Below are 10021 nucleotides of genomic sequence, written 5' to 3'. Positions count from 1 at the left end.
GTTGGTATTATTATACCGCAACCTGCTAGGGTGCCGGTATAATAATACCAACCCTGGGACACGAGGATCCGATGATCGAACTGAAGACGCCCGCCGAGATCGAGCGCATGCACGTGACCGGACGTTTCGTCGCCGAAGTGCTCACCGAGGTCGGCGACCTCGCGGACGTGGGCGTCAACCTGATGGACCTGGAACACCACGTACGCGGCATGATCGAACGGCGTGGCGCGGAGTCGTGCTACTGGGACTACGCGCCGTCCTTCGGTCAGGGCCCGTTCCGCAACGTGATCTGCCTGGCGGTCAACGACGCCGTCCTGCACGGCCTGCCCCACGACTACACGCTGCGCGACGGAGACGTGCTCACCGCGGACCTCGCGGTGAAGATCGACGGCTGGGCGGCCGACTCGGCGCGCACGGTCATCGTCGGGACGCCCGCCGAGGAGGACCTGCGGATCGTCCGCGCCACCGAGGAGGCGCTGGAAGCCGCGATCGAGGCCGCGCGTCCGGGCAACCGCCTCGGCGACATCTCCGCGGCCATCTGGGCGGTGGCCCGAGCCCACGGTTATCCGGTGAACACCGAGTTCGGCGGCCACGGCATCGGCCGCACCATGCACGAGGAACTCCACATTCCCAACAAGGGCAAGGCCGGCCGCGGCGTGAAGCTCCAGCCCGGACTCACCGTCGCGCTCGAACCCTGGTTCGCCCGGACGACCGACCGGATCGTCTTCGACGACGACGGCTGGACCATCCGCTCGGCCGACGGCTCGCGCACGGCCCATTCCGAGCACACGGTGGCCATCACCGAAGGCGCCCCACTGGTGCTCACCAGGCGCGAGCACGAGATGGCCGCCGTCCGTATGTCCACAAAGGATTCCTGAGCCCGTTTGCCTGTTCGGACAGCGTCGGTGTGCGTGGCAGGCAGCGTCACGGAGATTTCGTTCTCCCACGCCGCCGTCGTGAATAGGCTCGCTCGCGTCCGGGCGATCATCCCGCGAGGAAGGAAATCCAGCCACATGCGGAAGAGTCTCAAGAGGTTTTCGGTCGTCGGTGCGGCCGCCCTCGGCCTGCTCGTCGCGGTTCCGGCGAGCCCGGCCTTCGCCATCAACACCGTCGCCTGCGGCAACCGGGACGATTTCGTGAAGCTGGACATCTCGTTCGGCAACGGGATGGGGACCAACCGCTGCTTCGCGAACGACGGCGTCACCGGCACGGACATCGGCGGTGTCTACAACATCTCCGCCGGCGACAACAAGGTGACGGTCAACTACGAACGTAACGGGCGGTACGAGTCGACGACCCTGGGATACCGGCGGAATGTCGGCTTCGCCGGAACCGTCCGGGTCTACGAGGTTCGCATCTGGTGACGACCTCTTGGTGACCGGTACGGAGGACCGCGCGGCCCTCCGTACCGGTCACCAGGGGTGAGCTTCGACCGAAAACTCCGAATACGGCCCGTCACCGCCGACGCGACCGTTAGAGTGAACGGTCGCTGTAGTCATCACCCGTGAGGAGTAGCGGTTCATGATCGCCGAGAGTACGAACCAGCAGAGCGTGACCTTTCCGCAGGAAGCCACGCCGATCTTCGACCTGGTCGCGAAGATGGTGGCGCGCACGCAGGCCGAGGACGAGCACGACTTCGACCGCGAAGCCGGTCTCGCGACCTCGGCGTAGCTTCCCGCCGGGAATCATTCGGGCGGCGCGCCCGCCTGGGCACGGAGCTCCGCGGCCGTGCGACGGGCGCAGGTCAGACCGTCGAGGGTCCATCGCGGGGGCTGCCGGTCGTAGGCCGGGCGTCCGGGGTCGCCGGTTCGCTTTCGCCCTGTTCGGACGGGGTGGCGACCAGGGTGAGGCTTCTGCGATCCAGTTCCGCAGGGCAATGCTCGGTAAAACTCACCCTTCGGGGTGAGCTATTCGCCGAGGTAAAAGGCGAGTGCAGGGCGTGGCTCTTTTCGTGTCCGTACTCAGTCCCCGCCGGTGTGGAAATAATGATTCCACTTCCCGTCAGTTGCGGGAAAAGGATTTCCCTGCGGAGAACTCGACGCGGTAGCGCGTCGGCGTCGTGCCCAGCGCGGTGGCGAAGTGCTCGCGAAGACGGGCAGGCGTGCCGAACCCCGACTGCGCGGCGACCGCGTCGATACCGAGCTCGGTCGTCTCGAGAAGGTGACGTGCCCGCGCGAGGCGTTGCGCGACAAGCCAGCTGTGGACGGTGGTCCCGGTGCGGGCGCGGAACGAGCGGGTGAAGGTGCTCCGGCTCATATGCGCCCGGGCGGCGAGGTCGTCGATGCTGTGCGGCGCGTCCGGATGGGACCGCGCCCAGCTCATCACGGCGGTGAGCGGGTCCTCGTCCGCGGACGGCACGGGAAGCTCGATGAACTGGGCCTGGCCGCCGGGACGGTGCGGCGCGGCGACGATCCGGCGGGCGACGCGGTTGGCGACGACCTGCCCGGCCGTGCGGGCGAGCAGATGAAGGCAGGTGTCGATCCCGGCGGTGGCGCCCGCGCCGGTCACGATGTCGCCTTCGTCGAGGTACAGCTCTTCGGGACGCAACTCCACCGAAGGGAAGCGCCTCCGGAAGGTTTCGACCCATTTCCAGTGGGTGGTCGCGGCGCGCCCGTCGAGGATGCCGGCGTCCGCGAGGGCGAAGACCCCCAGGCAGAGTCCGACGACGAGTGCTCCGCGCTCGTGCGCGGCTCGAAGTGCGGCGGCCACGGGCGAGGGCGTCGGGGATTCCGGGTCGGACCACCACGGTACGACGACGATGTCGGCCTCCGCGAGCGCGCCGAGCCCGGCGGGGACGTCGATCGAATAGCCGGCACTTGTGGTGAGCCTGCCCGGGGCGACGGCGGCGACCGTGATCGGCCACGGCTCCATGTCGCCCGCCGGGGATTCAGGCCCCCACACCAGGGACGGCACGGCGAGATGGAACGGGCTGATCCCGTCGAACGCCAGGACGGCCACACTCGGAGCGCTCATCGAACCCTTCCCTCGGATGTCGGCCGATCTCGACCACAGCTGACCCGAAACCGTATCTCACTATCGGATCGGGTCAGCGATCATGGTAACCGTACCGACCGGAAAGCGAAGGAACACACGATGACCAGCACCACCCTCCGCGAGATCAGCGCCTTGCCGACGGCCCCCGCGACGCTCTCGGACGCGACCGTGATCCTCGTCGACTACCAGAACACTTACACGCGCGGCGTGATGGAACTCGATGGCTGGGAAGCGGCGCTCGATGAAGCGGCCACCTTGCTGGCGCGCGCTCGCGCCGAGGGCGCAACGGTCATCCACGTCATGCACGACGGTGGCGAGGGCAGCCCGTACGACCTCGGCCAGGACATCGGCCGGATCCACGAGCGGGTCGCCCCCGGCCCGGGTGAGGAGGTCGTGGTGAAGACCGCGCCGAACTCGTTCGTCGGGACCCGGCTGGGGGAGCTGGTCGATGCCGCCGGGCACCAGAACGTCGTCGTGGCCGGGTTCATGACCCATATGTGCGTCACCTTCACCGCCGAGGGCGCGTTCCTGCGCGGGAACACCCCGACCGTGGTGGCCGCGGCCTGCGCCACGCGTGCGCTTCCTTCCGTCGCCGGTCCGGTGACCGCCGCGGACCAGCACCGCGCGGCGCTCGCCACGATCGGCGACCTCTATGCCGTCGTCGTCGGTTCCTCGGCCGAACTCGGCTAGCGCAGCCGCTGTGACTACTGGTGCGCGTGGGGGCTCGCCCAAGTCCGTGAAGGCCTCCTTGAGGGACTCTGGGTCCCTCAAGGAGGCCTTCACGGACCGGAGCCTGCCTCAACTGCAGCGAGATAGGACCTGCGGGGTTGGGCTCGCGCGTGGATCATGAGGGTGTCCGCCACCGAAGTATCGAAGGGGTCGTGATGGCCAAGCCCAACATCGCCGAGCAGTTCGTCCAAGTCCTGGTCCAGGCCGGGGTGGAACGGATCTACGGTGTGGTCGGGGACAGCCTGAACCCCGTCGTCGACGCGATCCGCCGCACCCCGGGGATCGAATGGGTCCATGTCCGCAACGAGGAGGCAGGTGCCTTCGCCGCGGCCGCCGAGGCCCAGTTGACCGGGCGGCTCGCGGTATGCGCGGGTAGCTGCGGCCCCGGCAACACCCATCTGGTGCAAGGGCTTTACGACGCGCACCGCACCGGCGCACCGGTACTCGCGCTCGCTTCGCACATCCCGTCCGGCCAGATCGGGACCGGGTTCTTCCAGGAGACCCATCCCGAGCGGCTGTTCGTCGACTGCAGTGGGTATTGCGAACAGATCAGCGGGCCCGCTCAGATGCCCAGGGTGTTGCGGATCGCCATGCAGCACGCCGTGTCCCGGGGCGAGGTTTCGGTGCTGGTGCTGCCCGGCGACGTCGCGCACCTCGACGCTGTCGCGCCCACCGGATCGGGCGCGCCGGTCACCGAACACGGGACGATCGTGCCTCCCGAGCCCCAGGTGGCGCGGCTCGCGGAGTTGATCAACGACGCCGAGACCGTCACCTTGTTCGCCGGCGCCGGGGTGCGCGGCGCGCACGCGGAGGTGATGGAGCTGGCCGGGACCCTGCAGGCACCGGTCGGCCACAGCCTGCGCGGCAAGGAATGGATCCAGTACGACAACCCCTACGACGTCGGGATGAGCGGGTTGCTCGGCTACGGCGCCTGCTACCGGGCGATGCACGACGCGGATCTGCTGGTCTTGCTGGGCACCGATTTCCCTTACGACTCCTTCCTTCCGCAGGCGCGGACCGTGCAGGTGGACCATGACGCGACACGCCTCGGCCGACGCACCCCGCTCGAACTGGCGGTACACGGCGACGTGCGGGAGACCCTGCGGGCCGTGCAGCCGCTCCTGCGGCGCAAGACCGACCGGACGTTCCTGGACCGCATGCTGCGTGATCACTGCAAAACGCTGGAACAGGTCGTCGACGCCTACACCCGCAACGTCGAGCGGCACGTGCCCATCCATCCGGAGTTCGCCGCGGATCTCCTCGACGAGCTCGCCGCGGACGACGCGATCTTCACCGTCGACACCGGTATGTGCAACGTGTGGGCGGCCAGGTATCTCACGCCCAACGGGCGCCGCCGCGTCATCGGGTCGTTCCTGCACGGCACGATGGCCAACGCCCTGCCGCACGCCATCGGCGCTCAGTTCGCCTATCCGGGACGCCAGGTCGTGTCGATGTCTGGCGACGGAGGGCTGGGCATGCTGCTCGGAGAACTGCTCACCGTGGCCCTGCACGACCTCCCGGTCAAGATCGTGACGTTCAACAATTCTTCGCTGGGCATGGTGAAGCTGGAGATGCTGGTGGACGGTCTGCCCGACTACCAGACCGACCACCGCCCGGTCGATTTCGCCGCCATCGCCAGTGGTGCGGGTCTGCGCGCCGAGCGGGTGACCGATCCGACCCGGCTGCGCGCGGCCCTCAAGGAAGCGCTGAGTCACGACGGCCCGGCGCTCGTGGACGTCGTGACCGACCCGAACGCGCTGTCCGTCCCGCCGCATATCACCGCCGGCCAGCTCGGTGGGTTCGCCTTGGCCGCGAGCAAGGTCGTCCTCGAAGGCGGGGTCGGCCGGATGATCGACCTCGCCCGGGCGAATCTCCGGAACATCCCCCGGCCGTGACGCTTTCGCGGCACCGGGGGCAGGGCACGCGTCAGGCCCGGCCGGTGCCCATCCCGTGCCACAGCAGGTCGAGCAGGCTCGCGACGTCGCGCCGCCATTCGCCTTTCGAGTCGAGGTAGAGCAGCCCGCCCAGTCCACGTAGGACGGTCTCGGGCTTCAGGTCCGCGCGGACGGTGCCGGCTTCGATGTTGGCCTGCAGCAAGGTGGAAACCGCGCCGACCATGTCCTGGTAGGCGCCCGCGGGCAGCTCGCCGCGTGAGGCGGTCGCGGCGCGCAGAGCTTCGGCCAAGCCGCGTTTGGTCATCATGTAGTGCACCAGGTGGTCGGTGGTCCACACGCGGAACGCCTGCTCCGGCGGGTACTTCTCGAGCAGGCTCGGCACGATCTCGACGAGCTGGCGCACCTCGCGCCGGTACACCGCCAGGATGAGGGCCTCCGGCGTGGGGAAGTGCCGGTACACCGTGCCGACGCCGACCTCGGCCTGCTTCGCGATGGCATTGAAGGAGACTTCGCCGGAACATGCCAGCGACTTCGCCGCGGTGGCGAGGATGCGCTCGTGGTTGCGGCGGGTGTCCGCGCGCCGGGGATTGACCGATCCCGTCGTCATGGACCCTCCTGTCCGCCGACCCGTTCTCCGGTGAATGTAGCCGAGGAACCCGTCGGACCTGGAGCGACTCCAGGGGAAGCATCGACCTTGCCGAGCGGATTGTATTCCGCTAACTTGAAAATCGAAGCGGATGAATATCCGTTTCGTCTCGCGAACAGACTCCCCACCACCTCAACCTACGCCGTCGGGCCCCCGGCCCGGACGATCTGCGGAAAGAGATTCAGTGGACATCTCACTCGAAGTCAATGGCAGGACGGAACATCTCGGTGTCGATCCCGGGGTGACCCTGCTGGACGCGCTGCGGGAGCGGCTCGCCGTCACCGGTCCGAAGAAGGGTTGTGACAGAGGGCAGTGCGGCGCCTGCACGGTGCACGTCGGCGGACGGCCGGTGCTTTCTTGCTTGACCCTGGCCGCCACCGTGAAGCAGCCGGTGACCACGGTCGAAGCACTGTCCACAGAGGACGGTTGGCATCCGGTTCAGCAGGCGTTCGTCGATCAGGACGCCCTGCAGTGCGGATTCTGCACCTCCGGGCAGATCATGTCGGCGGTCGCCGCCGTCGAGCAAGGCGTCGAGGACGTCCGCGAGTTCATGTCCGGCAATCTCTGCCGATGCGCGGCGTACCCGAACATCGTCGCCGCGGTCGAGCAGGCGAGGAGGGCCGATGCGTCCCTTTGAGCTGCTCGCACCCGAGACCGTCGAAGACGCGGTCGGCTCGCCCGGCACGTTCCTGGCCGGCGGCACCACACTCGTCGACCTGATGAAACTCAATGTCCTGACCCCGCCGCAGGTACTCGACATCAACGCGGTACCGCTGCGCGGCATCGACACCGCCGACGGGCTCCGGTTCGGCGCGCTGGAGCGGATGGCGGACATCGCCGGACATCCAGGGGTGTACCCGGCGATCTCCCGTGCGCTGCTGCTCAGCGCCTCCCAGCAGATCCGGAACATGGCCAGCATCGGCGGAAACCTCATGCAGCGCACGCGCTGCTCGTACTTCCGTGACGTCGCCATGCCGTGCAACCGGCGAGTCCCCGGCAGTGGCTGCCCGGCGATCTCCGGCGCGAACCGGATGCACGCGGTGCTGGGTACGAGCGATTCGTGCGTGGCGACCCACGCCAGCGACGTCGCCGTCGCCCTGGTCGCCCTCGACGCGCGGCTCCGCCTGATCAGCGAGACCGGGAGCCGCACCGTCGAGCTGGGCTCCTTCTACCGCCTGCCCGGCGACACTCCCGAGGTCGAGAACGACCTGCGACCCGGCGAACTGATCGCCGAGGTCGAGGTCCCGCGGCTGGACTGGGCGTCGAACTCCACCTACGTCAAGGTGCGGGACAGGCAGTCTTACGAGTTCGCGCTGTGCTCCGCGGCGGTCGCGCTGCGGGTGGAAGGCTCGCGCGTCGTCGACGCCCGGGTCGCGGCCGGCGGCGTGGCCACCGTGCCGTGGCGGTTGCCCGCGGTCGAGGAGGCCTTGCGGGGTGCGCCCGCGACGGTCGCCGCCTTCGAAGACGCCGCGGCACTCGCCGCCGAGGGAGCGCGCCCGCTGGCGGCGAACGGATTCAAGACGTCGTTGCTGCGGCGGACCATCGTCCGCGCGCTGCTCGAGCTGACCGAGGGGAGCCGCTCATGACCGGCCGGGTGGAAGGGCCGCTGAAGGTCACCGGCAGGGCCGAGTACGGGGCGGACCACACGTTCCCCGGACTGGTCCACGGTTACGTCGTGCTCAGCACGATCGCCCACGGTGAGATCGACACGATGGACGTCGCGGCGGCGAAGGGCGCGCCCGGTGTGATCGGCGTGTACACGCCCTTCGATCCGCTGGAGCTGCGCACTCCGACCACGCAGTTCATGGGCGAGACCTGGGTTCCGTTGCAGGACAAGGAAGTCACGTACTACGGCCAGCCGATCGGATTCGTGGTCGCCGAGACCTACGAACAGGCGCGTGACGCGGCGATGCTGGTCGAGGTCTCGTACCTGACCCGGCCCGCGCTGACTTCGCTCCAGGAGGGCCTCGCGTCGGCCGAGGACGCGCCGGAATCGCGGGGTGTGCCGTCGGCCTTCGCCGTCCTCGCGGAGGGCGTCGAGTCCATCGAGGACGCGCTCGCGGAGAGCCCGGTGGTCGTCGAGGCCACGTACACCACCGCGTCTCAGCATCACGCCCCGATGGAACCGCATTCCGCGGTCGCGGTGTGGGGGCCCGACGGCCTGACGATCTACAGCGGCAACCAGGGATCCGACCTCCAGGCGGCGGAGCTGGCGATGGCGCTGGACGCGAAGCCGTCCGAGGTGCACGCGGTGAATCCCTTCGTCGGCGGTGCGTTCGGGGGCAAGGGCCGCACGTCCACCCCGGCGTTCCTCGCCGCGGCGGCGGCCAGGGTGCTGGACAGGCCGGTGAAAGCCGTGCTCAGCCGGGAGCAGGTCTTCACCGCGACCGCGGGCCGTGCCGCGACGGTGCAGAAGATCGCGCTCGGTGCGGAGCACGACGGCACGCTGAACGCCCTGCGGCACGATTCGTGGTGCAGCACGCCCATGGACCGGTCGTTCGTCGAGCCGACGTCACACGGCACGTCGCGCGAGTGGTACGCCACCCGGAACCTGGCCATCAGCCAGAAGATGGTGCCGCTCACCATCCCGCCGTCCACCTTCATGCGGGCTCCGGGCGAAGCACCGGGATCCTTCGCGCTGGAGAGCGCGATCGACGAACTCGCGATCGCGCTGGGCATGGACCCGATCGAGCTGCGGCAGCGGAACAATTCGACCGCTCCGCCCGGCAAGGATCTGCAGTGGTCGAGCAAACACCTCGACGAATGCTTCCGCGTCGGCGCGGCGCGATTCGGCTGGGCGGATCGCGCACCCCGAGGACGCACGGACGGCAACTGGCTCGTAGGCATGGGCACGGCCACCGCGATGTTCCCCGCACTGCGGTTCCCGGCCACGGTCGGAGTCACCCTGCTGCCCGACGACACGGCCGTCGTCGCGACCAGCGGGGCGGACCCCGGAACGGGCCTGCTGACCGTGCTTTCCCTGGTGGGCGGGGAATCACTGGACATTTCGTCGGATCGCGTGGTGCCGCAACTCGGTGACTCGACCCTCCCGCCCGGAGGCATGTCCGGCGGGTCCACGGCGACCGCGAGCGCGGGCACGGCCATCATGATCGCCGCGGCCAAGGCGATCGACGAGCTGCTCGCACTGGCGTCGTCACCGGGTGCGCCGTTCGACGGCATGGACGTCTCCTATGCGGACGGCCGAGTGCTGGCCGGAGACCGGACGATGTCCTTCGGGGAACTGTTGCGGGCACTGGACCGCCCCTCGTTGTCCGTGACCGGTTCCTCGGCGCCCGGCGAGGAGCTGACGAAACATTCGTTCAGCTCGTTCGGCGCGCAGTTCTGCGAAGTCCGCGTGCACAAGTGGACCCGCGAGATCCGGGTGTCCCGCATGCTCGGGGTGTTCGACGCCGGCCGGATCATCAACCCCGTGGCGGCGCGCAGCCAGATCCTCGGAGGCATGATCTGGGGTGTTTCGGCCGCCCTGCACGAGGGATTGGAGGTCGAGGAGAACGGGAGCTTCGCCAACGGTGACTTCGCGGGCTACCTGATCCCGGTGAACGCGGACATCCCCGACGTCGACGTCCACTTCCTCGAGTACCCGGACACCCTGCACAACTCGGTCGGCGCGAAGGGGCTGGGCGAGATCGGCATCGTCGGAATGGCGGCGGCCGTCGCGAACGCCGTCCACAACGCCACCGGCATCCGGGTCCGGCACATTCCCATCCTGATCGAGGACCTCCTCGAGGAGTCATAG

10 protein-coding genes are annotated in these 10021 nt (G+C 68.8%); 8 read left to right on the top strand and 2 right to left on the bottom strand.

All coding sequences use genetic code 11. From position 1 onward, the window contains the following. Positions 1-71 precede the first annotated feature (71 nt). The 3 genes from map to ACLJQ7_RS04400 all read left to right on the top strand — a co-directional run bounded on the left by map (position 72) and on the right by ACLJQ7_RS04400 (position 1671). On the top strand, positions 72-878 hold the full coding sequence (map, locus tag ACLJQ7_RS04410; RefSeq protein ID WP_410646840.1) for a type I methionyl aminopeptidase: 807 nt from the start codon (positions 72-74) through the stop codon (positions 876-878). Positions 879-1013: 135 nt separating this feature from the next. Next, positions 1014-1364, top strand: coding sequence for a beta/gamma crystallin domain-containing protein (locus ACLJQ7_RS04405; RefSeq protein ID WP_410646839.1), 351 nt, complete (start codon positions 1014-1016; stop codon positions 1362-1364). 157 nt (positions 1365-1521) lie between these two features. Beyond that, the gene (locus ACLJQ7_RS04400; protein WP_410646838.1) at positions 1522-1671 is read left to right on the top strand and encodes a hypothetical protein; all 150 of its coding nucleotides are present in this window, start codon (positions 1522-1524) and stop codon (positions 1669-1671) included. 330 nt (positions 1672-2001) lie between these two features. Here ACLJQ7_RS04400 and ACLJQ7_RS04395 read toward each other — a convergent pair whose 3' ends face one another. Beyond that, positions 2002-2973 carry a helix-turn-helix domain-containing protein gene (locus tag ACLJQ7_RS04395; protein WP_410646837.1) on the bottom strand — a complete coding sequence of 324 codons (972 nt, stop codon included), beginning with the start codon at positions 2971-2973 and terminating at the stop codon, positions 2002-2004. 120 nt (positions 2974-3093) lie between these two features. Between ACLJQ7_RS04395 and ACLJQ7_RS04390 the strand changes: the two genes are divergently transcribed. Next, positions 3094-3684, top strand: a complete 591-nt coding sequence (locus ACLJQ7_RS04390) for an isochorismatase family protein (RefSeq protein WP_410646836.1) — start codon at positions 3094-3096, stop codon at positions 3682-3684. Between the two features lie 194 nt (positions 3685-3878). Then, positions 3879-5618 carry a pyruvate dehydrogenase gene (locus ACLJQ7_RS04385; RefSeq protein WP_410646835.1) on the top strand — a complete coding sequence of 580 codons (1740 nt, stop codon included), beginning with the start codon at positions 3879-3881 and terminating at the stop codon, positions 5616-5618. A gap of 31 nt (positions 5619-5649) precedes the next feature. Here the strand turns inward: ACLJQ7_RS04385 and ACLJQ7_RS04380 are convergent, their stop codons facing one another. Further along, the gene (locus ACLJQ7_RS04380) at positions 5650-6225 is read right to left on the bottom strand and encodes a TetR/AcrR family transcriptional regulator (RefSeq protein ID WP_410646834.1); all 576 of its coding nucleotides are present in this window, start codon (positions 6223-6225) and stop codon (positions 5650-5652) included. A 223-nt stretch (positions 6226-6448) separates the two neighbouring features. On the opposite strand from ACLJQ7_RS04380, the gene ACLJQ7_RS04375 reads away from it, so the two are divergent. From ACLJQ7_RS04375 to ACLJQ7_RS04365, 3 genes are read left to right on the top strand one after another with little or no spacing between them, the layout of a single operon-like run. After that, the gene (locus ACLJQ7_RS04375) at positions 6449-6901 is read left to right on the top strand and encodes a (2Fe-2S)-binding protein (protein WP_410646833.1); all 453 of its coding nucleotides are present in this window, start codon (positions 6449-6451) and stop codon (positions 6899-6901) included. Next, entirely contained in the window at positions 6888-7850 is a 963-nt protein-coding gene (locus ACLJQ7_RS04370; RefSeq protein ID WP_410646832.1) for an FAD binding domain-containing protein, read from the top strand. The genes ACLJQ7_RS04375 and ACLJQ7_RS04370 overlap by 14 nt, the downstream gene beginning before the upstream one ends. Then, a complete protein-coding gene (locus ACLJQ7_RS04365; RefSeq protein ID WP_410646831.1) occupies positions 7847-10021 on the top strand; it encodes a xanthine dehydrogenase family protein molybdopterin-binding subunit in 2175 nt (724 codons plus the stop codon). The genes ACLJQ7_RS04370 and ACLJQ7_RS04365 overlap by 4 nt, the downstream gene beginning before the upstream one ends.

Origin of the sequence: Amycolatopsis sp. cmx-4-54 (assembly GCF_046548895.1) — a bacterium.
Lineage (GTDB): Bacteria > Actinomycetota > Actinomycetes > Mycobacteriales > Pseudonocardiaceae > Amycolatopsis.
The sequence above is the reverse complement of the archived record's forward strand: the minus strand, read 5'-3'. Positions and strand labels throughout refer to the sequence as shown.

Excerpts from the sequence above, each read along its gene's own strand:
- map (WP_410646840.1), top strand. The coding sequence starts at position 72 with ATGATCGAACTGAAGACGCCCGCCGAGATCGAGCGCATGCACGTGACC.
- ACLJQ7_RS04405 (WP_410646839.1), top strand. The coding sequence starts at position 1,014 with ATGCGGAAGAGTCTCAAGAGGTTTTCGGTCGTCGGTGCGGCCGCCCTC.
- ACLJQ7_RS04400 (WP_410646838.1), top strand. The coding sequence starts at position 1,522 with ATGATCGCCGAGAGTACGAACCAGCAGAGCGTGACCTTTCCGCAGGAA.
- ACLJQ7_RS04395 (WP_410646837.1), bottom strand. The coding sequence starts at position 2,973 with ATGAGCGCTCCGAGTGTGGCCGTCCTGGCGTTCGACGGGATCAGCCCG.
- ACLJQ7_RS04390 (WP_410646836.1), top strand. The coding sequence starts at position 3,094 with ATGACCAGCACCACCCTCCGCGAGATCAGCGCCTTGCCGACGGCCCCC.
- ACLJQ7_RS04385 (WP_410646835.1), top strand. The coding sequence starts at position 3,879 with ATGGCCAAGCCCAACATCGCCGAGCAGTTCGTCCAAGTCCTGGTCCAG.
- ACLJQ7_RS04380 (WP_410646834.1), bottom strand. The coding sequence starts at position 6,225 with ATGACGACGGGATCGGTCAATCCCCGGCGCGCGGACACCCGCCGCAAC.
- ACLJQ7_RS04370 (WP_410646832.1), top strand. The coding sequence starts at position 6,888 with ATGCGTCCCTTTGAGCTGCTCGCACCCGAGACCGTCGAAGACGCGGTC.
- ACLJQ7_RS04365 (WP_410646831.1), top strand. The coding sequence starts at position 7,847 with ATGACCGGCCGGGTGGAAGGGCCGCTGAAGGTCACCGGCAGGGCCGAG.